This window comes from Sinorhizobium terangae (assembly GCF_009601505.1).
In the GTDB taxonomy this organism is placed as follows: Bacteria; Pseudomonadota; Alphaproteobacteria; order Rhizobiales; family Rhizobiaceae; genus Sinorhizobium; species Sinorhizobium terangae.
Genome location: NZ_WITC01000061.1, coordinates 207,957 through 233,530, shown reverse-complemented (window position 1 = coordinate 233,530; position 25,574 = coordinate 207,957). Strand labels below are relative to the sequence as shown.

General features: G+C 61.3%; 23 protein-coding genes. 14 read left to right on the top strand and 9 right to left on the bottom strand.

Annotated elements, in window-relative coordinates:
* The first annotated feature begins 71 nt into the window (after positions 1–71).
* The 5 genes from GHK62_RS17530 (at position 72) to GHK62_RS17510 (ending at position 6,439) form a co-directional block, all read left to right on the top strand.
* Positions 72–755, top strand: coding sequence for an SDR family oxidoreductase (locus tag GHK62_RS17530; RefSeq protein ID WP_153440422.1), 684 nt, complete (start codon positions 72–74; stop codon positions 753–755).
* A 16-nt stretch (positions 756–771) separates the two neighbouring features.
* On the top strand, positions 772–3,801 hold the full coding sequence (locus GHK62_RS17525) for an aminotransferase class III-fold pyridoxal phosphate-dependent enzyme (RefSeq protein ID WP_153440421.1): 3,030 nt from the start codon (positions 772–774) through the stop codon (positions 3,799–3,801).
* Positions 3,802–4,034: 233 nt separating this feature from the next.
* A complete protein-coding gene (locus GHK62_RS17520; protein ID WP_153440420.1) occupies positions 4,035–4,436 on the top strand; it encodes a hypothetical protein in 402 nt (133 codons plus the stop codon).
* Positions 4,437–4,866: 430 nt separating this feature from the next.
* The gene (locus tag GHK62_RS17515; RefSeq protein WP_153440419.1) at positions 4,867–5,187 is read left to right on the top strand and encodes a hypothetical protein; all 321 of its coding nucleotides are present in this window, start codon (positions 4,867–4,869) and stop codon (positions 5,185–5,187) included.
* Between the two features lie 379 nt (positions 5,188–5,566).
* Entirely contained in the window at positions 5,567–6,439 is an 873-nt protein-coding gene (locus tag GHK62_RS17510; protein WP_153440418.1) for a hypothetical protein, read from the top strand.
* Between the two features lie 136 nt (positions 6,440–6,575).
* Here GHK62_RS17510 and GHK62_RS17505 read toward each other — a convergent pair whose 3' ends face one another.
* Positions 6,576–6,923, bottom strand: coding sequence for a hypothetical protein (locus GHK62_RS17505; protein ID WP_234886932.1), 348 nt, complete (start codon positions 6,921–6,923; stop codon positions 6,576–6,578).
* Between the two features lie 176 nt (positions 6,924–7,099).
* On the opposite strand from GHK62_RS17505, the gene GHK62_RS34865 reads away from it, so the two are divergent.
* From GHK62_RS34865 to GHK62_RS17495, 3 genes are all read left to right on the top strand, one after another.
* The gene (locus GHK62_RS34865; RefSeq protein ID WP_268833747.1) at positions 7,100–7,231 is read left to right on the top strand and encodes a hypothetical protein; all 132 of its coding nucleotides are present in this window, start codon (positions 7,100–7,102) and stop codon (positions 7,229–7,231) included.
* A 150-nt stretch (positions 7,232–7,381) separates the two neighbouring features.
* A complete protein-coding gene (locus GHK62_RS17500; protein WP_153440417.1) occupies positions 7,382–8,371 on the top strand; it encodes an SDR family oxidoreductase in 990 nt (329 codons plus the stop codon).
* On the top strand, positions 8,368–9,537 hold the full coding sequence (locus GHK62_RS17495; RefSeq protein ID WP_153440416.1) for a zinc-dependent alcohol dehydrogenase: 1,170 nt from the start codon (positions 8,368–8,370) through the stop codon (positions 9,535–9,537). The genes GHK62_RS17500 and GHK62_RS17495 overlap by 4 nt, the downstream gene beginning before the upstream one ends.
* Before the next feature lie 48 nt (positions 9,538–9,585).
* On the opposite strand, the gene GHK62_RS17490 is transcribed toward GHK62_RS17495, so the two are convergent.
* A complete protein-coding gene (locus GHK62_RS17490; RefSeq protein WP_153440415.1) occupies positions 9,586–9,861 on the bottom strand; it encodes a hypothetical protein in 276 nt (91 codons plus the stop codon).
* Positions 9,862–10,008: 147 nt separating this feature from the next.
* On the opposite strand from GHK62_RS17490, the gene GHK62_RS17485 reads away from it, so the two are divergent.
* Positions 10,009–10,449, top strand: a complete 441-nt coding sequence (locus GHK62_RS17485) for a DUF2267 domain-containing protein (protein ID WP_153440414.1) — start codon at positions 10,009–10,011, stop codon at positions 10,447–10,449.
* A 213-nt stretch (positions 10,450–10,662) separates the two neighbouring features.
* Here GHK62_RS17485 and GHK62_RS17480 read toward each other — a convergent pair whose 3' ends face one another.
* The 4 genes from GHK62_RS17480 to coxB all read right to left on the bottom strand — a co-directional run bounded on the left by GHK62_RS17480 (position 10,663) and on the right by coxB (position 15,779).
* Entirely contained in the window at positions 10,663–11,757 is a 1,095-nt protein-coding gene (locus GHK62_RS17480) for a c-type cytochrome (protein WP_234886931.1), read from the bottom strand.
* Positions 11,758–11,869: 112 nt separating this feature from the next.
* Positions 11,870–12,259: a hypothetical protein gene (locus tag GHK62_RS17475; protein ID WP_184108477.1), complete on the bottom strand. Its 390-nt coding sequence runs from the start codon at positions 12,257–12,259 to the stop codon at positions 11,870–11,872.
* A gap of 2 nt (positions 12,260–12,261) precedes the next feature.
* Positions 12,262–14,784, bottom strand: coding sequence for a cytochrome c oxidase subunit I (gene ctaD, locus GHK62_RS17470; RefSeq protein ID WP_153440412.1), 2,523 nt, complete (start codon positions 14,782–14,784; stop codon positions 12,262–12,264).
* A complete protein-coding gene (coxB, locus tag GHK62_RS35010) occupies positions 14,781–15,779 on the bottom strand; it encodes a cytochrome c oxidase subunit II (RefSeq protein ID WP_184108476.1) in 999 nt (332 codons plus the stop codon). The genes ctaD and coxB overlap by 4 nt, the downstream gene beginning before the upstream one ends.
* A 246-nt stretch (positions 15,780–16,025) precedes the next feature.
* On the opposite strand from coxB, the gene katE reads away from it, so the two are divergent.
* From katE to GHK62_RS17445, 4 genes are all read left to right on the top strand, one after another.
* On the top strand, positions 16,026–18,143 hold the full coding sequence (katE, locus tag GHK62_RS17460; protein ID WP_153440411.1) for a catalase: 2,118 nt from the start codon (positions 16,026–16,028) through the stop codon (positions 18,141–18,143).
* A gap of 80 nt (positions 18,144–18,223) precedes the next feature.
* Positions 18,224–18,499 (top strand): hypothetical protein, encoded by a 276-nt coding sequence (locus GHK62_RS17455; protein WP_153440410.1) that lies wholly within the window; start codon positions 18,224–18,226, stop codon positions 18,497–18,499.
* Positions 18,500–18,579: 80 nt separating this feature from the next.
* The gene (locus GHK62_RS17450; protein ID WP_153440409.1) at positions 18,580–19,644 is read left to right on the top strand and encodes a polysaccharide pyruvyl transferase family protein; all 1,065 of its coding nucleotides are present in this window, start codon (positions 18,580–18,582) and stop codon (positions 19,642–19,644) included.
* On the top strand, positions 19,631–21,064 hold the full coding sequence (locus tag GHK62_RS17445; protein WP_167528278.1) for a Coenzyme F420 hydrogenase/dehydrogenase, beta subunit C-terminal domain: 1,434 nt from the start codon (positions 19,631–19,633) through the stop codon (positions 21,062–21,064). The genes GHK62_RS17450 and GHK62_RS17445 overlap by 14 nt, the downstream gene beginning before the upstream one ends.
* Here the strand turns inward: GHK62_RS17445 and GHK62_RS17440 are convergent.
* The 3 genes from GHK62_RS17440 to GHK62_RS17430 are packed head-to-tail and all read right to left on the bottom strand — an operon-like array spanning position 20,968 to position 23,676.
* Complete coding sequence (locus tag GHK62_RS17440; protein WP_153440408.1) at positions 20,968–21,939, bottom strand: glycoside hydrolase 5 family protein; 972 nt, start codon at positions 21,937–21,939, stop codon at positions 20,968–20,970. The two genes, GHK62_RS17445 and GHK62_RS17440, sit on opposite strands and share 97 nt — an antisense overlap.
* 28 nt (positions 21,940–21,967) lie before the next feature.
* The gene (locus GHK62_RS17435) at positions 21,968–22,576 is read right to left on the bottom strand and encodes a histidine phosphatase family protein (protein ID WP_184108475.1); all 609 of its coding nucleotides are present in this window, start codon (positions 22,574–22,576) and stop codon (positions 21,968–21,970) included.
* Positions 22,573–23,676, bottom strand: coding sequence for an inositol-3-phosphate synthase (locus GHK62_RS17430; RefSeq protein ID WP_153440407.1), 1,104 nt, complete (start codon positions 23,674–23,676; stop codon positions 22,573–22,575). Before GHK62_RS17430 ends, GHK62_RS17435 begins: the two co-directional genes overlap by 4 nt.
* Positions 23,677–23,817: 141 nt before the next feature.
* Between GHK62_RS17430 and GHK62_RS17425 the strand changes: the two genes are divergently transcribed.
* Complete coding sequence (locus GHK62_RS17425) at positions 23,818–25,569, top strand: hypothetical protein (RefSeq protein WP_153440406.1); 1,752 nt, start codon at positions 23,818–23,820, stop codon at positions 25,567–25,569.
* The last annotated feature ends 5 nt before the right edge of the window (positions 25,570–25,574 follow it).

Here is a 25,574-nt window from a genome sequence, read left to right as displayed (position 1 = left end):
CGCGTGGCGTTACCCCCCTCTGCCCGGCAGGGCAGAGGGGGGTGCATCGGGCGCGAGCAAGGGAATCTCCCATGACCGGCCAACGCACCGTTCTCATCACCGGCGCCTCGCGCGGCCTTGGCCGCGAGCTGGCGCGGCAATATGCGGCGGCCGGCTGGCCGGTAATCGCCTGCGCCCGCGCGGCTACCGCGCCGGATGGCGAGGGGATCGAGCATCGGCAGCTCGACGTTGCCGACATGGGATCGATTGCCGCTCTCGCCGCCGGTCTCGGCGGACGGCCGATCGATCTCCTGATCAACAATGCCGGCATTCGCGGCGATACGGGCGGTCTCGCGACAATCGATCCGGACGACTTCCTCGAGATCATGCGGATCAATGCGCTGGCGCCGCTTCTCATCGTCCAGGCGCTTCTGCCCAATCTCCTCGCCGGAGAACGCCCGATCGTCGCCAATATCAGCAGCCGGGCCGGCTCGCTCGCCGAGGGTACGCTCGACGATGACGACGGCGACTATGCTTATCGTTGCTCCAAGGCGGCGCTGAACATGGCGACGGTGAAACTCGCCCAGGATCTGCGGAAACACGGAATTGCAGTTCTGTCGTTGCATCCCGGCTGGGTGAAGACCGACATGGGGGGCGAGGGTGCGAGAATTCGAGTTGCGGAGAGCGCGACCGGCCTCAAAGCGATCATCGATGGCGTCGGGCTCGCCGACAGCGGCAGCTTCCGAGCTTTCGACGGCAAACAGGTATCATGGTGAGAAGGCGAGCGGGATCATGACGAAAGAACTGAGCGGACAGGAGATCGCGGCAATCAACAGGCTGCTCACTGAGACCTATGGGATAGAAGGAGAAATCTCCGCGCTGCCGGGAGAACACGACCTCAATTTCCGTGTTCGCACGAACGACGGCAGCGCCTTTCTGCTGAAGCTGCACGCAGCGGGGGCGCCGGAAGAGCTCGACATGCAACTCGCCGTTCTCGAACACCTGGCATTGGCAGCGCAGGCCCTGCCCATCTCCCGCGCCCTGCCGGATCGCTCCGGCGCGCTTCTCAGTCCGGTCGACTTCAAGGGCGAGCGTCTCGCCCGACTTCTTACCTGGCTGCCGGGCGAGACCTGGGCGCATGCTTCGAACCGCAGCGCCGTTGGCGACGAGACCTTGGGAGCATTGCTCGGCACGCTGGACCGCGCCCTGACGGGCTTCGATCATCCGGGCGCAAAGCGTGTTTATGGCTGGGATGTTGCCCGGGCCGATATGCATCTCGACCATGTCGGGCTGATTGACGACGAGGAAAAGCGCAATACGGTCCGCGCCATCCTCGATCATTTCGTTTCTGCCGTTCTGCCGCGCCTCGCAGCCTGCCCGCGGCAAATAATCCACAACGATGCCAACGACTATAACGTGCTTCTCGACGCCGAGGGCCGCGTCAGCGGGCTGCTCGACTTCGGCGACATGGTCGAGACTTTTCGCGTCATCGAGATTGCGGTCGCTTCCGCCTATGCGCTGATCGGCGCAGAGGATGCGGTGGGCACCATGGCTCGCCTTGCCGGTGCCTATCACGACGTCAATCCGCTCACGGAAACCGAAGTCGAACTGATCTTCGATCTCGTGCGCACCCGCTATGCCGTCAGCATCTCAACGGCAGCAAAGCAGATCCGCGAGAATCCCGAAAACACCTATCTGCTCGTCAGCCAGGAGGATGTCTGGAGCGAACTGCAGCGGATCGAGCGGGAAAACCGGGCAATCGCCGTCGCCCGCCTTCGCGATGCCTGCGGCTTTGCGCCCATTCCGAAAGCCGCGAGGATCGTGCGCTGGCTGGAACGCAATGCGCATGGTTTCTCGGGGATCATAAGACCGACTGTCCTGAAGCCGAAGGCGGCTGTCTTCGATTTCTCCGCAGGGGGGCCCGCTGCCAACGACTGGGCGACGCTCGACAAGGTCGAGGCGGAAGCGCGGATCGAGGCGCGTATCCGCGCCGAGGGCGCGGATTTTGGTCTCGGCCTCTATGGCGAGGACCGGGCGGTCTACAAGGGAGATGCCTATAGCACGACGGTCGCGAGCCAGCGCCGCACCGTTCACCTCGGTGTCGATATTTTCGCGCCCGCCGGCGAGCCGGTGCATGCGCCGTTCGCAGGCAAGGTCGCCTTCTACCATGACGACGCCGTGGCGCACGGTTTCGGTCCGACCGTGCTCATCGAACACGCAACCGACAGCGGCGACGTGTTCTGGACGCTCTACGGCCATCTGTCGCGAGAGAGCGCGGAAAAGCTTGCGATCGGCCGGTCGATTGCCAAGGGAGAGGCTTTCGCGACGCTTGGTGGCCGCCACGAAAACGGCGGCTGGGTGCCGCATTTGCACTTCCAGATCATCACCGACCATCTCGGTCTCGAAGGGCGCATCCATGGCGTCGGCGTGCGCGACCAATGGCAGGTCTGGCGGGAGGTCAGCCCGGATCCGAGTGTCGTGCTCGGGCTTTCGGTGCCGGCCTCGGTGATCGTTGCGCGCGACAAGGAATTCCTGGTGCGCGAGCGCCATCGCCGAATCGGCCGGTCGCTGAGCATCGCCTATGGCGCGGCGCCACTGAAGATCGTCGGCGGCGAAGGCGCCTACCTGATCGACGAGGAGGGCACGCGCTGGCTCGACATGGTCAACAATGTCTGTCATGTCGGCCATTGCCACCCGCGCGTCGTCAAGGCGGCCGAGACGCAGATCGCACGGCTCAACACCAATTCGCGCTATCTGCACGACAGCCTGGTCGAATATTCGCGACGGCTGACCGCACTCTTCCCCGATCCCCTGAACGTCTGCTTCTTCGTCAACTCCGGCAGCGAGGCGAACGATCTCGCGATCCGGCTCGCCCGCGCCTATACCGGCAACCGCGATATCATCACGGTCGATCACGCCTATCACGGGCACCTCACGAGCCTGATCGACGTCAGTCCCTACAAGTTCGCCGGCAAGGGCGGCGAGGGCAGACCCGCGCATGTGCGCGTTGCCGAGATGCCGGATCTTTACCGCGGCCGCTACCGCTATGGCGATGCCGATGCGGGCGCGAAATATGCGCAGGACGTGAAATGCCAGCTCGAAGCGCTGGCAGCGGAAGGCCGCAAGCCAGCGCTGTTCTTCAGCGAGGGCATTCTCGGCACCGGCGGCCAATTGGTCCTGCCGGAGGGCTATCTCAACGAAGCCTACGCCCATGTGCGCGCCGCTGGCGGTCTATGCCTGGCGGACGAGGTGCAGGTGGGCTTCGGCCGCGTCGGCAGCCACATGTGGGCGCACGAGACGCAGGGCGTGATTCCCGACATCGTCACCACGGGCAAGCCGATCGGCAACGGCCATCCGATGGCGGCGGTCGTCACCACCGAAGCGATCGCGGCCGCCTTCGCCAACGGCATGGAATATTTCAACACCTTCGGCGGCAATCCGGTTTCCGCCGAGATCGGACTTGCCGTACTCGACGTCATACGCGACGAGCGGCTGGTTCACCATTGCGCAGTTGTCGGCAAGCGTTTGATGAATGGCGCCCGCCGGCTTGCGGAGCGGCACCCGATCATCGGCGACGTGCGCGGCCACGGTCTCTTCAACGGCATCGAACTCGTGCGCGACCAGGAGACCCTGGAGCCGGCCGCTGGCGAACTCGACTTCGTCATCGCCGAGATGAAGAGGAAGCACCGGATCCTGCTTTCAAGCGAGGGACCGCATCACAACGTGCTGAAGATAAAGCCGCCGGCGCCGTTCAGCGCCGAGGATTGCGACTATTTCCTCAATGCACTCGACGAGGTGCTGGCAAGGGTTCCGATGGGGTGATCTACTGCCGGTGACACCTCGGTGCACCTGAAAACGACGCGATTCTTCGTCTTCCGATCTAGGGTATGAAAGCTGGAGTAGGAGCGTGGAGTGACGATCTACCTGACCGGGAAACGGGATTTTCGGATCGCGCTGAGTTTAAAAAAGTCAGCCATCTAACGGGAACTCTTCACGTAGAGCTTTGTTTGGCTCAGCAACGGACGCATTGCGTCAAACAGCGAGCGAGAAGAACAATGTTGATACGTCTCATGGCAGCCACCGCCCTTCCCATACTGCTGGCTGTGCCGGCATTTGCGGACTGCCGTCAAGAACTCGAGAAACTCGGGCCGGCTATCGTTTCCGCAGAAACGGGCGCAGCCGGCAGCGGGTCCGGCGCGCCTGTTACGGAGCACCAGGAAGAAGTCATGCCCGGCAAGCAGAAGAAGGCTGTCGGAACGGAAATAACGGGATCGACCGGCGGCCAGACGAAAGCGACTTCGCCTCATCAGGAGCAGGTCACCGGCAAGCGGACCGGTGAAAGTGGCGACAAGCCAAGCCAGCTCGAGGCAGAAGCCAAGAAAATGGCCGAAGCCGGCGATGAGCAGGGATGCATGAAGAAGCTGGGCGAGATCAAGGACCTGATTGGAGCAAAGTGAGAGCGTCTTCGTGGAAGACAGCCTGTTCGACATGAAGGACCATCTCACGGCGAGCGGATCGCGGGCGGCAGCCATGGCCGTCCGGAGTCTTGGCTTATCGACATACTGAAGAGGCCCTCGAGCAGTCGGGGGCCTCCTTCGCTTGGCGGCCATCGAGCCGGATCAAGTCTCGTCATCTTGCTGAGCATATCTCGGCAGGAGATGGCGTCCTCCCTGACGTGAAGAGCCACACGAAAGCAAGAACACGAACAGGCGCTGATCATGTAGGCGGCGCGTGAGCAACTCCCCGGCGCTCAAGCCGCGGTGGCGGGCTTACTGGCTCTTGCACGGTATCGCTGGTTGTTCCGGCCGGAACATTTCCGGAAGCGGGAGGTTCGTTGGACGGGCCAAGCGTAAGAGAACGCTTGGAAGCAACAAATGGAGCTTAGATATGAAACTTGCCATACCGGCTGCCTTAGCGGCAGCGCTGTTCTCGGCGGCCAGCCTGACTGCTTCCGCGCAGTCCGGCACGAGCGCGACCGGGGATCAGCCTTCCATGAATATGGAAAAATGCGATCCGGGCAGCCCGAATTGCAAGGCGGGGCAACGCGGGGACAAGCCCTATTCCAGCGAGACCACCGGCAGCGTGAAGAGCAATGATAACAGCGCAGCTGGGGACGCTCAGGATGACGCCCCGAACAAAGATTGCCCGCCCGGTCTCGCCAAGAAAAAGATGAACCCCAGCGAGGGACGCGATACAACGGGCTGCTGAGGAGCCCGAACCAACGAAGAAGCCCCGCGTTGTTGCGGGGCAGCATCGCATCCCTTTGGCGCGTAAGATGCGGGAAGATGTAGTTCCGAAAGGCACTGCCGCGCCAAGCTACTGACACAGGATGGCGAACGGGGAAGGCCCGAATGCGCGTTTCTGGCACGCCGCTGCGAAAAGTGCACGAAGGCCAGCCCACCAATCAAGTGCATGCTGCAGCCCGCATCTCCTGACATTGTCCACGCCTGAGTTCTTCACTTGAAGCCCCGCCGATTCCATCGATCGGCCTTGTCTCCGCGCCAGGAACATCCCGTTGAATTGAGCATCCTTTTCTCAGCTCGCGCGTTCGGAATAGAACAGCCGAACGATTGAAGGCATCTGCGGCATGGAGGACGAAGCAGAGACCCATCACGAGGATGGTGATGGCAAGATCGGTGAGAATGTCAGCTTTCCATTTGATTGGATGACCGTCCAACGCTTTCGCGAAACGTTTCCGCGGGCTCGATGGAGCGAGGAGCGTAAGGCCTGGTTTGTTCCCGGGTCCACAGCGGGGCGCAGGATCAATCGCTGGCTCGCCAGAGAAGCGTCAAGAAGAGATCCCTACGAGGATCAGAAGGGCCGTGATGCCTACGCGTTCGAACCCATTCTCAGCCCTTACCTGAAGGTCGACAACAACGGCTTCCGGGTCCGCACGCCGTATTCACGGAAGATAGTCGATGAACTCCGTCAGGTGCCGTTTGCCCAATGGCAGCCGGAACTCAAAACTTGGCGGGTGCCGTTCGCCTCCTACGACCACCTTCACCGGCATTGGCAGGTGATCGAGGAAGAGGCAAAACGCAACGAACCTGAGGAACGGCGCAAGCGCGCCGAGGCGCGCAAGGGAACGGAGGAGGAGAGGGTGGCACGGCGCCGATCTGCCGAGAGACGGCGTCGCCGTATCCCGTTGCCGGCCGACGATTTGCCACCAATCGGCAAGCCGATCTCGACGACCAGCTATCGGATCATTGTCATCACTGAGGTCACCGGCGAAATCGTCGATCCAGATCGCGTCGCCGATGTCTATCGCGACGTCACCCGTGAGCACATCTGGGGAAGATGGCGCGCGCCCAATCTGGACGAGCTCGTTCGAACCTGGCCTTCGAAAACCGAGCCCGGAACCTACGAGGTTGAACGCGGTTGGTGGCAACCAACGATCGAGGAGCTACGTGAGGCCAGGAGGAAGGCGAGGGCGAAGGAACGAAAAACTGGAGCTCCATAGCGGTGGGATAGGGTTTCGAAATGGAAAGCTACGGAAGTATTAACGGCGGTGCCAGATGGACCGCCACGTTTAGCCGGTCAAAGTCCGCCAGCAGGTACCCGCGACGTCCTGCACAGCCAACAGCGCGGCAGTCAATCTAAGGGCGCGGCGGCTTCACATTGCCAAAGCGGATCTCTTCGCGCGATGGATTGTCGGCAATCGACTGCTCTTCCTCGTCGTCCGGAAGAACATCTTCAGGATCGATATTCGCCTCATCGGTGCTGCGGACCGGTGGTATCCGGCCCTGGTCCACCGGCTTCGCATCCTCCGGGCGCGATAAACCAGGCCCGGTCTCAGCGCTTTCCTCGTCGGGTGTCTCGGCCGTTTGGCGGACAGGTTCTTTCGGGCTTGCAATCATGGTTTTCCCTTTCGTCTCCGGAGAAAGCGAGTAGCGGCGTTTTGTTCCACGCCGTGTTCCCAAGTCTGCCGTCATCTTTTCGCGCAAAGTGAATGCTCGCGAGGGCATATAGCGTGAAGTAGACGACGTTGATCTTCCGGTTGAGGAACAATTGTCATCCACGACGATTGGGGTGCCTTTCGAAGAAGCAGGAAGCCACACCCTCCTTTTCCGTCAGTCTCCTGCTTCATCCCCCGGTACCGGGGGTGACCGTCGGAGGTATGATGTCCAAAGCAGTCACAGCGACGGTGATTCTCGTGCTGGTGGTGATCGCCTTGATCTGGATGCTTTTTCCGATTGACGGGACGCCGGAAAACGGCCAGCCGCCGCCTCACGCGATCGATCAATCCGACTAGCTTCTTCCCCGTGACGGTGCATCCCGTAACAGGTACGCGATGCGCCGGCTGACCCCTTACAGTGCCTGTGAAGGCGTCGTGCGCTGACGCCGGAACATGTTCAGCTTCTGCCGGTTCCTTCGTGACCTCGTTAGAGCGGGAGGATCCAATATGAAGAAAGCTTTGAGAGATGCGGTGGTGGTCATCACTGGTGCCTCGTCCGGCGTGGGAGAGGCCGCGGCTGAGGCATTCGCGCGATGTGGCTCGAAACTCGTCCTCGCCGCGCGCGATGCCGCCGCGCTTCAGCGTGTGGCGAAGACCTGTCGCGAATTGGGGGCCGAGGTCTTGGTCGTGCCGACCGACGTGACGGATGCGGACGCCGTCAAGGAGCTGGCAGAGAAGGCGATGAGTTTCGGAAAGATCGACGTCTGGTTCAGCAATGTCGGTGTCGGTGCGGTTGGTCGCTTCGTCGATACGCCGATTGCAGCCCATGAGCAGGTCATTCGCACCAACCTGATCGGCCATATCAATGATGCACATGCGGCCATTCCGATCTTTCTCAAGCAGCGCCACGGCACCTTCATCAATATGATTTCTCTCGGGGGCTTTGCTTCCACCCCTTTCGCTGCGGCCTACAGCGCCAGCAAGTTTGGCCTTAGAGGCTTCTCCGAAGCACTCCGTGCCGAGCTCGCCGATGAACCCGACATCCACATTTGCGATGTCTATCCGACGTTTATGGATACGCCTGGCGTGGCCCACGGCGCGAATTATACCGGTCGTAAACTCAGCGTTCCTCCGCCCGTCTACAACGCGCGTCGTGCCGCTCGCGCCATCGTCCGTCTCGCGGAGCGTCCACGCGCCTCGACTACCGTTGGCCTCGTCGCTGATCTCGCCCGCTTCGTCCATTTTCTCGCCCCCAACACCACGACGCGGCTGCTGGCGCAGCTTACGTCACGTTACCTGAAGCAAGGGCCGCGGGCGGAGAACAGCAACGGCAATCTGTTCAGAGCGCCGGCCGTGGCCGGTGGCATCGACGGGGGGCTGCGCTCATCCCACAGGATTCCCGTCGCAACTATGGCGGCTGTCGTTGTCGTCGGGTTCGCCATCGCTGCCCTGATCGCCGGGAGATCGCGTGTTTCATACAGAGGAGTCCTGAGATGAAGGCTTTGACGTGGCACGGCAAGGGCGATATCCGATGCGAGAGCGTGCCTGATCCGAAAATCGAGAACGATCGCGACGTCATCATCAAGGTGACTGCCTGCGCGATCTGCGGCTCGGACGTCCATATTTTCAACGGTCTCATCCCCTCCATGGAGCACGGCGACGTCCTTGGCCATGAAACGATGGGGGAGGTCGTCGAGGTGGGTAGGAGGGCGACCAGATTGAGCGTCGGCGACCGTGTCGTCGTCCCTTTCACCATCGCCTGCGGCGAATGTTTTTTCTGTCAGCGCGGCTTCTATTCGGGCTGCGAACGCACCAATCCCGATTGGGAAAAGGCGACGAAGTTGTGGGGGAATTCTCCTGCCGGACTGTTCGGCTATTCACACCTTCTCGGCGGTTACAGTGGTGGACAGGCTGAATATCTTCGCGTGCCCTATGCGGATGCGGGGCCGATCAAGGTTCCGGATGAACTCACGGACGAGCAGGTGCTGTTTCTTTCCGACATCTTTCCAACCGGCTACATGGCCGCCGAGTTCTGCGACATCAACCCTGCGGACACGATCGCAATCTGGGGATGTGGCCCTGTCGGCCAGATGGCGATCCGCTCGGCGTTCCTGCTCGGCGCCGAAAGAGTCATTGCCGTGGATACGGTTCCGGAGCGGCTAAGGCTCGCCGAAGCAGCCGGCGCGATGACCCTCGATTTCATGCAGGAGGATATCTATGAGCGGATCATGGAGATAACCCATGGTCGGGGAGCCGACGCCTGCATCGACGCGGTCGGCACCGAGGCCGATAGCCGGGCAAGCCTGGATTCCTTTGTCGACCGCGTGAAGGTGGCCACATTCATGGGTACTGATCGCCCGCACGTGTTGCGGCAAGCGATCCATTGCTGCCGAAATTTCGGAACGGTCTCCATTGTGGGTGTCTATGGCGGATATCTCGACAAAATACCGATGGGATCGGCAATCAACCGCGGACTGACCTTCCGTATGGGCCAGACGCCGGTCCAACGGTATCTTCCGTCGCTTCTCGATCGGATCCGAAAAGGGGAGATCGACCCGTCCTTCGTCATCACCCATAGGGGCGGCCTCGACGAGGGGCCGGCGCTCTACAGTACCTTCGGCGAGAGGAAGGATGGTTGCGTAAAGGTAGTTTTGAAGCCGTGAGAGGATTTGCAACGCAGGCTGACGCTGTCGCGGTCCGGGCCGCAGACCTCATGACCGTTGCTGCGTCAGCCGTGCGGTTCGCAATGCTGCCAAGGCTTCCTCCGCGGAATGGCACAGCAGGTTGAGTTCGGTCGGCCGGCGCAACGCTATCTGGATGTGATGAGGTCCGAACATCCGGATCAGGCCATATCCGGGAAAACGGCCGTTGCCGGCCGCGCGGTTGTTCCAGCGTGTGATCCTACCGTACGGCCATGGTGTATAGGAATGTTCCGCGTCAAGGATGCGGGCGCATTCCTCGTAGAATGTCTTTTTGCTGAATTCCATGCCGGCGTCCATTTCGGGAGGTCCTCGCTCGCGGAGTCTCGGAACCGTTCCCGTCCCGATAATGTTCCCGATTCGTCGCAGTCCGCTGCGGAACAATCAAAAGCAACGGCGGTTCGAACCTCGTGAAGACATAGGAGGAAAAAAATCATGAGCGCTTCTGGTATCGCCGCCTTTGACAAGACACTTCAGGTCACCAACACATGGTTGGATGACATCATGAAACAGCAAGGGCCAGATCGCCAAGCCGCGTGGCATATCCTTGGCGCCGTCTTGCACACGATCCGAGATCGCCTGCCGGCAGACCTGTCCGCCCATCTTGCCGCCCAATTGCCGCTGCTGGTGCGCGGTGCCTATTACGAGCAGTACCAGCCGTCCAAGCAGCCCGCGCGGTTGCATTCCCTCGATGAGTTTCTCACTCAGGTGAAGGAAGAACTCGCCTTCACGCGGCCAGTGGATGCGAAAGATGCGGTACAGACGGTTTTCGCCGTCCTCTCGCATTATCTCGATCCCGGTCAGGTCGCGAAGGTGCGGGAAAGCTTGCCCGAAGACATACGTGCTTTGTGGCCGGACCCCCGCTCCAGACATTGAACAAGTGATCGGAGTGTGACCGCTGGCGAAAGCGGAATGCTCGCAAGCGAACTCAGGGGCGGTCATCTATTCGAAGATCGCTGCAGCCGCGGCCGATCACCCGGCGCGGGATGAGGAAAAGTGTGTACGGTTTCCGCTCGCATCCCCGCTCTAACTCATTGGAATCGGTCGCGTTTATGATACGAGGTCGATCGGATCTAAAATCATCGTGATCTAGTCTCTCGCGGATGCCATCGGATGCGCCGGCCGCGACTCGGCGGTCGCAAAGTATGTGGCAAGCGCTGCGATGTCGTTGTCGGAAAGCGGTCTCGCTACCTCCCGCATCACGTGGCCATATCCGCTGTCTCCACGCTGCCCATCGCGGAAAAGGCGGAGTTGTTGCTCGATATAGGGAGCCGGCTGCCCGGCGAGCGACGGGAATGCCGGGTTGCGATCTCGGCTTGCATGGCAGACAAGGCAAGCGGGAATGCGCCTCGACGCGTCCCCTTCGGTCGCAAGTTTCTTGCCTGGTTCGAGAAGCGCCGTCGCGGCGCCTGCTCTCCCTCGTGATGCGGGCAATGATGCGAAGTGGGCTGCAAGGTCTCGCCAATGGCGACGATCGATGGCCTTCGCGACAACACCCATGACGCCACCCGGTCGGCGGTCCTCGGCGTAAGCTGCGAAACTCTGGAGAAGATAGGACTCCCTTTGACCGGCGATGACCGGCGTCGCCGTACTGCGGCCCCTGCCGTCAACCCCATGGCATCGCGTGCACTCCGCGAGAGCCTGTTGAAAGGTCGCGGGCCGGTCAACGAGCGAGCCCGCTGGGCCGTAGGCCAGGTCACGATAGGCCTCAGGGCCGAGCGCCGGCAACCGGCGCAGGAAGGCGACCATCGCCCAGACCTCATCGTCGCGCTTTTGGCTGGGCCAGGCCGGCATTCCCGTAAACCGCACTCCATGCTTGACGATGCGAAAGAGTTCGGCGTCGCTCCAGCCGCTGACGCGCTCGGCGAGATCCGGTGGTTGCGGCAGCATGCGCAAGACGGCAGGCGAGCGCGGCTCTCCCGGCGCGCCGTGGCAAATGGCACAACCGCGCGCGAAATGGCCCGCCGCTGTCTGGACGGCGTGGTGCGGAAGTTCCCGCGGGACGTCGACTGCAAGCGCGTAGGTTCTGATCGCGGACTGCATTGCGAAATGCAAGAACCAGTCGGTGATCTTCCAATGCCCGCTGGACGCGCCGACGTTGAAAAAGCCGATCCATGCGGCGAAAACCACCGCGAACGGAAGGATCGCGAGGGTGACGGCCACATGTTTCCAGTCGACGTGCATCAGGCCTCGGCCTCCCTCTGATCGCCCGGCGCCAGATGGCGAGCGAGAAGCGTCAATCCCCCGACGTGATAGACCACCAAAAGCGTTACGCCTGACAGGAGTGAAATTCGCCTCATCGCGAGCACTCCGTCATGAAGAGGACAGGCAGTGCGACGAAGACCACCGCAATGAAACTCAGGCCAGAGAGCAACAGCGTGGCAAAACCTTGGAAGAGGGTACGGTCATGGCGCGTCGGCTCGTCATGCGGTGGGTCGTGGGCGCCGAAGCCCCACTGACGCCAGGCAAGCCAGGCGGATACAAGGATAGCGACAAGCGCGAATGCAGTCACAATTCCGATCGCAATGCGAAGGGCATCGAAGCCGATCGAGAACCGCTCCTGCTTGGCGCAATAGATCGCCACGCTTAAATAACAGATCAGGAAATGGGCGGCCCAAACGACCGGAGCCGTGAAGAGTGTCCAGAGCGATTCCGGACCGCTCGGTCGGGGGAGCATCGTGCGCATCGCTATCTCCACCCTGCTTGCGGAAAGAGGCCAATCACCGGAAAAGTGACCGCGGCCGTGATGACGAGGAAATGCCAGAAGAGCACGACGTTGCTGAGATCAGCATCGTATCGATGCGTCAGCCGGCCTGCCAAACTGCGCGCCAGGCAATACGCCTGCATGACTGCACCGACCGCGGCATGAGCGAGGACCCATATGACCAGGATCCAGACAATCGCAGGATAGACATGCGTCGTCGGCTGCATCGCGTGCGTCCGCGGCCCCTCGAGGGCGGCGACGCTTGCGATGCAGGTCAGAGCGAAGGAGGCCGTAAGGCAAAGCCGCATGATGAGCACATAGCCCCTGGCGTTATATCGTCGCGCCAGAACAATCAGCGCCCATGCAAGCGCGAAGAGTGCCAGCGCAAGCAGCGGCCAGAATACGCCGGGACCAGCAGTGCTGCCGGTGAAATCCGGGTGGATCGTCCAATAGAAAAAATATCCGAAGACGAGGCTTGCGAATGCTGTGCTGTCGCCGACCATGGTGATGAACATTGCCCACCAGCCGACGGAGGCCGGGCCTGAGGCATAAATGGGCAAGGTGAGCCCCAGGCCGACGTCCTTCGCCGGTTTTTCCGGGATCTCGGCCGTTCCGGTCCAAAGCCACCAGATGATGGCTGTGAAGGCGGCCATCGCAGCCACAAAGGAAGCGATCCACCAATGAAAAGTGAGGGCGACGAAGGTTGCACCGAGCGACGCAGCCGAGATGATCGCGAGGTGGGACGTCCCGCCGACGCGCAGGACTTGCAGGGGCCTGGCATCGAGGACGGAGGTGACCAGTCCCTCTCGCCGGCCCTCCTCTGCGTCGGGGAGATAGCCGCGGCCTTCGCTGATGTCGCGCATCAATGTTTTCTGGTCCCACAGCGGATAACGGCTCGTGATCGTAGGAATGGAGCGTACGCCCCAGTTCTCCTCGGGTTCCGAAATCCATTCGAGCGTGCCAGCCTTCCACGGGTTCAACTCGCCGCGACGATAGCGATGCTTGGGACGCAGCACGTCGAAGACGACAACCAGCACGCCGGAGGCAAAGACGAAGGCGCCTGTGGTGGAGGTTAGATTGAGCCAATCCCAGCCGAGTTCGGCTTGATAGGTGAACACCCTGCGCGGCATGCCGCGCAGGCCTGTCAGGTGCATTGGAAAGAATGCGATGTTGAAGCCGGAAAACATCAACCAGAAGGCTGTGCGTCCGAGTATCTCGGAAAGGTGCTTCGCGTCGATGAGAGGATAGTAATAGTAGATCCCGGCTGTGACCGGAAACAGCATGCCGCCGATCAGCACATAATGGAGATGCGCGACGACAAAATATGTGTCGTGTGCCTGCCAGTCGAATGGTGCGAGCGCCACCATGACGCCTGTGAAGCCGCCGATGACGAAGATGGCGATCCCGCCGGCGCCGAATAACATCGGGACCGAGAAGATGACTCGGCCGGCGAGCATGGTCGCGACGAAGACGAAAATCTGCACACCCGTCGGAATGGCCACCGCCTCCGATGCCGCCGAGAAAAAGGCCAGCGAGATCTGCGGCAGCCCCGTTGTAAACATGTGGTGGACCCACAAGCCGAAGGACAGAAAGCCGGTCCCGACCGCGGCGAGAACGATCCAGGAGTATCCGACGATCGGGCGCTGCGAAAACGTAGGTACGATCATGGCCATCAACGCAATCGCCGGCAGGAAGATGATGTAGACCTCCGGGTGACCGAATATCCAGAACAGGTGTTGCCATAGAAGCGGATCGCCTCCGCGCTCTGCATCGAAGAACGGCCAGTCGAACATTCGCTGCATCTCGAACAGGATGTCTCCGGCAATCAGCGGCGGAAAGGCGAACAGGATCATTCCCGCGACGATCAGCAGGTACCAGGCAAACAGCGGCATTAAATTGATGCGCATGCCTGGCGCGCGGCATTTCATGATGCCGACGATCAGCTCTACCGCGGCTGCTATCGATGCGATCTCGATGAACGAGAGGCCAAGCAACCAGATATCCGCGCCGATGCCCGATAATTCCGGATCGGTGGCGAGCGGCGGATACATGAACCACCCGGACGACGGCGCCGCGTTAAAAAAAATGGAGCCACACACAAAGACGCCGCCGATCAGGAAGCTCCAGAAACCAAACGCACCGAGCCGCGGAAACGGCAGTTCTCTGGCGCCCAGCATCGGCGGCAGCAGGAAGATCGCCGCAGCCTCGAAGATCGGCACGGCGAAGAGGAACATCATCACGGTTCCATGCAGCGTGAAGGCCTGGTTATAGAAGTCCGCCGAAAGCAGGCCGTTCTCCGGCGTCGCCAGCTGCAAACGTACCAACAGTGCCAGAACGCCGCCGAAGAGCATGAACGCGAACGCCGCAGAGGTGTACCATAAGCCGACCTGAAAGTTGTTGACCGAAGTCCAGTAACGCCAGCCGCTCGGATTGGCCCAGACGGCACGCAATCGTTCCTCTTGTGCCTTGAGGGTCTGACGCGAGTGTGTGTCGGGCCGAGCGCTCATCTGAGCCCCTTCAGATACCGGGCGATGGCTCGGATCTCTTCTGGTGGCAACATCGCAAAAGACGGCATTCGGGTTCCCGGCTTGAGGACCTCCGGCTCGGTGATGAAGCGAGCAATCGTCTCCTCGGTATTGGGGAGGATTCCGGCGCCAACGGTCTCCCTTCCGCCAAGATGAGACAGATCCGGGCCCACCAGTCCGCGCGCTTCCGTTCCGTCGATGCGATGGCAGCTTCCGCAACCATGTCTCATGAAAAGATCCTGACCGGGGGCCGGCGCAGTCGCGGCGGGGCTTGACTGGGTGGCCAGCCAACGTTCGAAGTCGTCCGGCATCATCGCCACGGCTGAAAAGGCCATCAGCGCATGCGACGTGCCGCAAAACTCCGTACACGCGCCCCCATAGGTACCTGCCCTGTTCGCGAGGAGGGGGAGTGTATTCGTGCGCCCTGGTATCATGTCCATCTTGCCGCCGAGGGACGGTATCCAGAACGAGTGGATGACGTCGTCGCTGCGCAGGACGAATTCGACACGCTCGCCCACCGGCAGCCTGACCTCGTTGGCCGAGATGGCCGGCGGCCCCGGCGACTTGTGATAAACGACACGCCACCAGAACTGGGTACCGGTTATTTCGATGCGTAAGGCGCTGTCAATTGAAGGGCGTAAGCCTGGCATCAACCAAAACGTGTAAGTCAGCAGCCCGAACAGCACCGTCGAGGAAAACACCGGTCCTCCCCACAGGATGAGCTTTCCAGCCGCATCTTCGCTCCACATGCGACGTCGATCGCCTATGGCGTAAACAAGCAGACCGACCACAGCGAGCCATATGAGCGCACCGGCGCCCACAAGGATCCAGAACAGGAACGAAGTGGCGTCGGCTTCCGATCCGGCGGCATCGAGCGCAGATTGGTGCCCTGCGCATCCGCAGCAAAGAAGCGGCGAGCCCGTCGCAAAGCGCGCGAACGCCGAGGGGCGCTGCTGGAGATGGCAACCAAAAACCACGACGATGTCCGTCTTTCAACGCGTGAACCAATCCGCGAAGGAACCGCTGATTGCGTTCAAAGTTCCGCTCCTAGCCTCGGAGCCGAAGGGGAATGTCTCCGGCACGCCGGTGCTTGCATGGTCCGGCATCAGCGGGGTTACCGGCGTCGGGCGGCAGTTTTTGGCTCTCCGCGATCTTTCTTGGGAACCAAGCATCGTCGCATAGGTTTGGTCGTTCGTCCCCATTCCGATCGACGGAGAATTCCCATGGCCAAGAGAAATGCGCGCCCGGCAAACTCCAAGTCGGCCATAATCCACGAGCAGAAGCTGACGCGTGGCAACGGAGGAGAGCTTCACCAAATTGCGGGGGATGGCACTGCGATACTGACGACAGCGCAGGGAGGCCCGGTTGCGGACGACCAAAACAGCCTGCGCGTGGGCGAGCGGGGTCCGACGCTCATCGAAGATTTTCATTTCCGCGAAAAGCTCTTCCATTTCGATCACGAACGCATTCCCGAGCGCGTCGTGCATGCGAGAGGCTATGGCGCGCATGGCTATTTTGAAACCTATGAATCGCTATCTGCAATTACACGTGCGGATGTCTTCCAACGCGCCGGAGAGCAAACACCCGCCTTCGTGCGATTTTCGACCGTCGCTGGCAGCAAGGGATCTTTCGATCTCGCGCGCGACGTTCGGGGGTTCGCGGTCAAGATCTACACAAAGGAGGGGAACTGGGACATCGTCGGCAACAATATACCGGTCTTCTTCATCCAAGACGCTATCAAGTTCCCCGACGTCATCCATTCCGTAAAGCCGGAGCCGGACAGAGGTTTTCCGCAGGCGCAGTCGGCGCATGATAATTTTTGGGACTTTATCAGCCTCACGCCGGAAAGCATGCACATGATCATGTGGGTCATGTCAGATCGCGCAATCCCACGGTCGTTCCGGTTCATGGAAGGCTTTGGTGTTCACACCTTTCGTTTCGTCAATGCCAAGGACGAATCGACCTTCGTCAAGTTCCACTGGAAACCGAAGCTCGGACTTCAGTCCGTCGCCTGGAACGAAGCCGTGAAGATCAATGGCGCCGATCCCGATTTTCACCGGCACGATCTTTGGGAGGCGATACAGGGCGGCAATTTCCCCGAATGGGAACTGCAGGTCCAGCTTTTCGATCAGGATTTTGCCGACGCCTTCGACTTCGACGTCCTGGACCCCACCAAGATCATTCCGGAAGAGGTCCTGCCGCCGAAGGCGGTGGGAAGACTGGTTCTGGACCGGATGCCGGACAATTTCTTCGCCGAGACCGAGCAGGTCGCCTTCATGACCCAGAATGTGCCGCCGGGCATCGATTTCAGCAATGATCCGCTGTTGCAGGGGCGAAACTTCTCCTATCTCGATACGCAGCTCAAACGGCTTGGCAGTCCCAACTTCACGCACATTCCGATCAATGCGCCGAAATGTCCTTTCCACCACTTCCAGCAGGACGGGCACATGGCGATGCGCAACCCGGTCGGGCGCGTGAACTATCAGCCGAACTCCTGGGGCGAGGGGCCACGCGAGTCGCCCGAGGATGGATTCCGGCATTACGCTTCCGACGAACAGGGCGCCAAGGTTCGGCTTCGCGCCGAGAGCTTTGCCGATCACTACAGCCAGGCCCGCCTGTTCTTCGTCAGCCAGACGCCGCCTGAGCAACGTCACATTGCCGACGCACTCACATTTGAACTGAGCAAGGTCCAGACCCCGGCGATACGAGAACGTATGGTGTCGCATCTCCTCAACATCGACGAAACCCTCGGGAAAAAAGTTGCGCATGCGCTGGGCCTCAAATCGGTTCCGAAGCCGGCGGATGCCGCCATTCCGACGCGCCAGGATCTCGCTCCCTCGCCAGCGCTCAGCATTATCGAGCGCGGGCCAAAACGCTTCGAAGGCCGCAAGCTTGGCGTGTTGGTAACCGACGGGACCGATGCATCGATCTTGAAGGCCCTGACGACGGCGATCACGCAAGAAGGGGCCGTGTTCGAGCTCATCGCCCCGAAGGTCGGAGGCATTACTGCCTCGGATGGCAAATGGATCGAGGCGCACCAAATGATCGAAGGGGGCCCATCGGTCTTGTACGATGCGGTGGCCCTACTGCCTTCGCCTGACGTTGTCTCGGAACTGGTTAACGTTGCAGCGGCGCGGGATTTCGTTGCCGATGCCTTCGCGCATTGCAAGTACATCGGTTATGTCGAGGCAGCCGTGCCTCTGCTCGCGAGAGTCGGCATCACCGACGCTCTCGACGAGGGAACCGTTAGCCTCGGTGATGGCAAGAGCGCCGAGGCCTTTGTCAAAACTCTCGGCAGCTTGCGCGTTTGGGCGAGAGAGCCATCGGTCAAGCTCAAGTAGCCGCGCCCACCGGAAATGAGAGCAGGGGCGACGGTTGGTGCTCGTGACTGCTCTCGGATGCCAACAGCATGGAGAGAATGATGGAGGACTCGCAAGCGATTTCCCGTCCCCGGCAAACTTCCGACTATCCGGGCCGCCAGACAGACTGCATTGCGGCGTTGAGGCCGGCCGTATCCGATCTGGCCGCAACCTCTCAAGACAGCATTGTTGCCGCACTCGGCGGAGGGATGACCGACGAGTTGGTCGCGCTCGCCCATAGGGCGGAAGAGGCGGGCTGGACATTCGATGAGGCATCGGCAGCGATTGAGACGCTTGCTCGGGAATATGAGGGTGCCAAGGGCACGATCTTCGACTGAGATGGGGTTTGGCCCCGATCGGTTGCGCGGTGGAACCTCCCTCGGCCCGGCTGGTTAGACGAACCGAGAGGTAGAGGCCGTTGGCAAAGCTTGGTGTCCTGACGTTTCACCGCTGCATCAACTACGGGTCCTTTTGGCAGGCACATTGCCTCGTGCAGGGCCTTCGCTCGCTGGGCGCCAAACCTGTCGTCCTCGATCATCGCTCCGACCGCGTCAGCCGTGCCGAGTGGCGTTGCGCACTGCAGCCGCTGCTGCCTGCGAGGACTACCCGACCGGACATGTCGCTTTACGCCTCCAAGATCAGGAAATTCGTGAACGCGTTCGCCTCTTTTCCGCTCAGTGCAGCGTTTGCGCTTGACGAGCCGGTCGCGCTTGACGATTGCGACCTGGTCGTCGTCGGTAGCGACGAAGTCTGGAACTTTCGCCATCCCTGGTACGGCGGGGTCCCGCTCTTCTATGGGGAGGGGATATCCGCAAAGAAGATCGTTTCCTACGCAGCGACGTTCGGAAGTCATCCCGCCGCGAACGGGCTGGAGAGCTACTGGGCAGATAAACTGCGGAAGTTTCATGCCATTTCGGTGCGCGACGAGAATTCAAAGACGATCATCGAAAGGGCACTTGGACGCGAGGCGACGCTTGTCCTCGATCCTTGCCTGCAATTCCCAGAGACGCTTGCGACTTGGCCAGCCGTTACCCATGACCGCCCTTACGTTGCCGTTTACGGTCACTCGTTCCCGTCCTGGTTTCAACAGGGGGTTCGCCGCTGGACAGCATCACGCTCGCTTCGTCTCGTCAGCATAGGCTATCGGAACGAATGGGCGGACGAACAGTGGCTCGATGGCGGACCCTACGAGTTCGCTGGTTTTATCGCCGGTGCTGACGCGGTCGCAACCAACTTCTTCCACGGCTGCGTATTCGCGCTTCTCAACGCCAAGCCCTTTGCCTGCGTCCTGTCCGATTACCGTTCGAACAAGGTTCGCGACCTCGCGCGCCTAGTCGGTGCTCAACGACACGTGTTGTCGCGGAAGACGCCCTCAGCGGGCTACGAGGCCATTCTCGGCGACGTGCCGGACCCAGCCATCGCTGACCGACTTGCCGAGCTTCGCAGCCACTCGTGGAACTATCTTATCGATGTCCTCGACTGAACACCGAACGCCACCAAGTGGCACCGCGCTCGCACCGGGACAGATGCACGCATCGGGGCTGTGCATCGGCTGTGGCGCCTGCATGGCGCAATCTGACGCCGGCCCGGCCGCGATGCGGCTGGACCGTTATGGACAGTTCAGACCAGAGGCATCCCGACACCCGCGCGGGTTCGCGCAGCTATGCCCGTTCTCGCCCGATGCCTGGAACGAAGACGATATTGCTCGTGAGCGGTTTGCATCGGCAAGATATTGCGATCCGCGCATTGGCCGCTTCGAAGCCGCCTATGTGGGGTATGTCCGTGAACGGAGCTTTCGGAACGTCGGCAGTTCCGGCGGTATGGCAAGCTGGACGGCGGTGGCGCTTCTGAAGGAGAACCTCGTCGACGGTGTCGCGCATGTCGTTCCTCGTTGCGAGGACGCCAAGCCCCTGTTTCACTATCGCATATCCCGTAGTGCAGAGGAGATATGCGCGGGCGCGAAATCGCGCTACTACCCGGTGGAGCTGTCCGAGGTCATCGATGAAATGAGACGCCGCCCCGGTCGCTACGCGGTCGTCGGGATCCCTTGCTTCATCAAAGCGCTGCATCTTCTGTGCCTGCAGGATCCGCTGCTGCGCGAGCGTCTTGCCTTCACGCTCGGGCTCTTCTGCGGACACATGAAGAGCGCTCGCTTCGTCGAGAGCATCGCCTGGCAGCTGGGAGAAAGAATCGAAGCTGTCGCGGATATCGATTTCAGGCTGAAGGACACCCGGAGGCCCGCGAACTGGTACACGGCGCACCTCGTCCTTAAGGACGGGAGCACCCGGAGCAGGGACTGGTGGCATCTGGCTGACGGAGACTGGGGAGCCGGCTTCTTCCAGAACGCCGCATGCAATTTCTGCGACGACGTCGTCGCCGAAACCGCCGACATCTCCTTTGGTGACGCCTGGGTCGAACCCTATGCGTCCGACGGTCGCGGGACGAATGTCGTCGTCGTTCGCTCTCCGCTGCTACGACGTCTCGTCGACCGCGCCCGTGAGGAAGGAAGGCTCGAGTTGCAGGAGGTCGACAGCGCATTCGTGGTCAGAACACAGGCTGCGGGCTTCAGGCAGAGACGCGAAGGTCTCGCCTTCCGGCTGAGCCGGCCGCGCCAGGGCGTCACGCCGAAAAAGCGTGTAGCCCCGCAACGAGCCGGTCTTGATGCCCGGCGGGTGGCGATTTACTGGTTGCGCAGCTTCGTCAGTGCGCAAAGCCACCGCGTGTTTCGACTTGCCAGGATATTGCACTCGCCGGCGGTCTATATCCGCTGGGCCTCGGCGATGCTCGCCTTCTATCAGGGCGTGACCTATTCGCGGGGCTGGATCGGAAAACTTGTCTCCCGCATCTGCCCGGACACGACCGACTCCGGCAAGCCTTCGAGCGATGAAGGACCGGGCGCATAGCGCGCCGTCATCTCCGCGCAGAAATCGGCAAATTCCTCCGGCACGATCGGCGCGCTCGTATGGTGCGGCGCGATGCCCCGGTGCTCGGGGGTGAAGCAGAACGTGACTGTGACCTCGAACTCTTCAAGAGCCGCCATTTGTCGATCGAACCAGGCCAACGCACTAGGCTGGAAGCGGTCGGCCCAGGACAGGCCGGTGCGCAGGTGCGTGACGCCGAGGCGCTTCATCCATGAAACGGCGTCGTCAAGCCGGGGATCCTCGAAATGGAACCATTGCACGAGTCCGATCTCAGGCGTGTGGCGGGCAAACTCGTCAACTGCCAGTTTTGGTGCGCCATCCTCACGCAGGAGACCCATATAGAAATGCCGGTAATAGGACGAGCCCTCGGCTTCCTTATGTCGCGTGGTCGCGCCCCAAGCGCGCGGCAGGTCGTAGAGGCTGTACCACTGGATCCGCTCGACTTTGCCTTTGAGCAACTCAGCCGTTTTCCGTAGTCCCCAAAGCTGCACTTCCTCGGCGCCGAAGGTCGAAACACCAACCTCACTGATCCACATCGGCAGATCGGTCACGGCGCGTATTTCCTCGAGCCTCCGTGGCCATTCCTCGATTTGCCAAAGGTTCCAGTCAAGCGGAAAGCCATGCACCGCCACCGCATCGACGTGGTCGAGGACGCCATAGGATTTCATTAGAGCCATGAAATCTGGATCGATCGGCGAAATTCCGCCAAGCACCCGCCTGAGGCCGGGATTGATATCTCGGATCGCATCCGCGGCCAGCTTCGCCATATTTGCAAAACGACTCCAGTCCGGGTCAATCTCCGGATCCCAATGCGACTTGTTGTTCGGCTCGTTCCAGATCATGGCCGCTTCTATCATCAGTGCCCTCCGTGCTTCTTCCGTTGCATCATCGTGCCGTGTCCTGGGTTTCGTTCAGTTGCAGGACCTTCGCGCCCCAGCCACCTGCCGACACGGCGGAGATGGAGGCAGGTGCGATATCGAAGCGCGCCCAGGCGTCAGTCGATAGGCCGAGCACTTGGCAGATCAGGGCCTTGATGACGTCGGCGTGGCTCACGAATACAACCTTCCCGCCGCCACTCTGCGGACACAGCGTTTCGACAAGCGCCATGATCCGTTGCTGGACGTCCAGCATCGTCTCGCCGTCAGGGGCGCGCACCAGGCTCCTTGTGTGATTCCATTGGCGCCAGAGCGGGTCTGTGTTGAGGACTTCGAAGGTCTTGCCTGACCAAGTGCCGAAGTCCACCTCGTCCAGCGCATCGACTGTGTTAATCTCGCCGAGTCCCGAAACGGCAGCGATAGCCGCTGCCGTTTCCTGCGTGCGTTTGCGGGGGCTGGCATAGATCGCGGTGATGTCCTCGCGCGCGAGACGCGCTGCCAGGCGCGTGGCCTGTTCGCGGCCGGCGCTGCCGAGCGGAACGTCCGCGGATCGTCCGGCGAGAAAGCTGCCAACACTATCGTGCGCGGCGTGCCGCACCAGCAGAAACGTGGTCGTCACTCTGCCGCCCCCAGGAGTGCGTCGCTATCTCCGTCGATGAACTCCTCCAGCCGCCTGCGCGCCTCGGCATCGGTGAATTGCTGTGGCGGAGACTTCATGAAGTAGCTCGACGGCGCAATCAACGGACCTCTGATGTCGCGGTCGATGGCCAGTTTCGCGCAGCGGATAGCATCGATGACCACGCCAGCCGAATTGGGTGAGTCCCACACTTCGAGCTTCAGTTCGACGTTAAGGGGGACGTTGCCGAATGTCGTGCCTTCGACGCGGATGTAGGCGAACTTGCGGTCGGCAAGCCAAGGCACGTGATCGCTGGGACCTACATGAATGTCGCTGGCGGCCAATTGAACGTCCATCTGGCTGACGACCGATTGCGTCTTCGAAATCTTCTTCGATTCCAATCGTTCGCGCTCCAGCATGTTGAGAAAGTCGGTATTGCCGCCAAAATTCAGCTGATAGGTCCGGTCGATGCGCACTCCCCGGTCGCGAAAGAGATTAGCGAGCAGCCGGTGCACGATGGTTGCCCCGACCTGGCTCTTTATGTCGTCGCCAATGAGCGGCAGGCCGCGCTCGGCGAATTTGCGCTGCCACGACTTGTCTGAGGCGATGAAGACGGGAATGCAGTTGATAAAACCGCAGCCGGCTGCGAGCGCCTGCTCCGCGTACCAGCGGGTCGCAACTTCGGAGCCGACCGGGAGATAGGAGACCAGGACGTCCGTTTCCGTCTGCCGCAAAATCTCCGCGACATCAGCCTCCGGCGCGTCGGATTCCGCGATTTCTTCGCGCAGATACCTCCCGATGCCGTCGAGTGTTCTGCCGCGTTGGACAACGATGCCGGTGGCGGCGACATCGGCGAAGCGAAAAGTGTTGTTTGGAGGAGCGTAGATGGCTTCTGCCACGTCACGTCCGACCTTTGCGGCGGCAACATCGAAAGCAGCGGAAACTTCGATGTCATGGACGTGGTAGCCGCCAAGACTGACATGCATCAGTCCTGGAACCGGCTCATCTTCCCTCGCTCCACGATAAAACGTCACCCCTTGAACGAGGGAGGACGCGCAGTTCCCGATCCCCACCAGCCCGACCCGAATTGATTTCGATCGCATCTGTCCGCTACTCCTGGTCAGTATCTACAATGCTGGCCAAACCAGCGCGCGACGGAATGGTTCCTTCTCTGTTTCCCGCGCCGTGGATCGAATTCGGTCTGCGGCGCGTTGAAGGGGGAATGTGAAGCAATGGGCGGAGTCATGCTTGTATACGGTGACGTCACGCGTATGGAACGCGCCGACGCTTTGTGCGCGGCTATCGCTGCACAGTTGCGAGGGCTCGAACATCAGCCGCCGGGGGTCGAACGCCACGCCGCCCTCGTCGGGATCCTGCTCAAGGCCGGCGAGCTCGTACAGGGACTGTCGGACATCGAGTTCGAAAAAATGACGGCCGATGACCTCTCCGCGCGGCGCGACATCGGCAGCCTCCTTCTCCTCGACCTGGCACGGCTCGTCCTCCGGTCGTGGCGTCAGGGGCTGGCGGGTCCCTTGGCCGTGCCCCCGCGTGTCACGGCACTGCTACCGGACCTGCGGGCACCGTGTTCGCTTTGCGTCAAGGAGGCGGAAGGCTACAGCTTCTACGGTCTCTATCCGGAAAGCTACGCCGAAGCTGCGATGCGCTCCGGGCTTGCGGCAAACACGACGGTGATCGGCATACGAAGCATCGGAACGAGCCTCTCCGCAATGGTCGCCACCGCCATCGGAGCCCCCGGGCCGGTCACGCTTCGGCCGGCGGGCCCTCCTTTCCAGAGGCGCATTGCTGTCGCGCCACGGCTCTCGCACCGGCTGCTGCGCGATCCGGCGGCGTGTTTTGCGATCGTCGACGAGGGGCCAGGCCTTTCCGGCAGTTCGTTCGGAAGCGTAGCGGACTGGCTTGAAGACCATGGCGTCGGCGATAGGCGCATTCATTTTTTCCCCGGACACAAGGGAGGGCTTGGGCCGGAATCCAGCAGCTGCCACCGAAAACGTTGGGCCGCAAGTCCTCGCCATGTGCTCGACGTAGACCATCTCCTCTTCGAACGCTGCCACGGTCTTGCCTCCTGGGTCAGTGAGCTCATCGGCCCGCTCGAAAGGCCGCTCGAAGACATTTCCGCGGGCGCCTGGCGGAAGGCGCTTCTTTACGGTCACCATGCCTGGCCTGCGGTCGATCGCAGATTCGAGCGCAGAAAATTCCTTGCCCATACGATCGATAATACATGGCTCGTCAAATTTGCCGGGCTTGGCGACGTGGGCCAGCGCAAGCTGCTCAAGGCGCGCCTCCTGGCGGAGGCAGGGTTCACGCCTCCCGTCGCAGGAATGTGTCACGGCTTCCTCGTCGAGAAATGGATAGGGGGGCGGCCGGTCGCGCCGAGCGAGTTTCGTCAGACGAAATTCGTAGAGCATCTCGGCCGGTACCTCGCCTTTCGGGCACGCTGCCTGCCGCCGCCGGCGACATCTGGAGCGTCGCTATCGAAGCTGTGCGAGATGGCGACGGTGAATACCAAGGAGGCTCTAGGCATGGCGGCGGCGTTGCGGCTGAAGGGTCTGATCGGCAACGCTGAGCGCTACGAGGGCTTCATGCAGCCAGTTGATACCGACAATCGGCTGCATCGCTGGGAATGGTTTGCCGGAGGCGAACAGGGCTTCCTCAAGACCGATGCGCTTGATCACAGCGCCGCCCATGACCTGATCGGCCGCCAGGACATCGCTTGGGACCTTGCAGGGGCGGGCGTCGAGTTCGGGCTTTCGATGCAGCAATCGGCCCATTTGCGCGCGGTCGTATCCGAAGGATGTTCCCGCGCCTTGAACCCGGACCTCCAGGCAGTCCTCGAGCTCTGCTATCTGGCTTTTCAGCTTGGCCTTTGGATTTCGGCAAAGCCGGCAGCGGCCGCAGAGGAAGTTCCTCGGCTAGAGGCGACCGCTTCACGATACGCGAAACTTCTGCTGCGCCGCATAGAAGACGAGGGAGCGTGATTAGC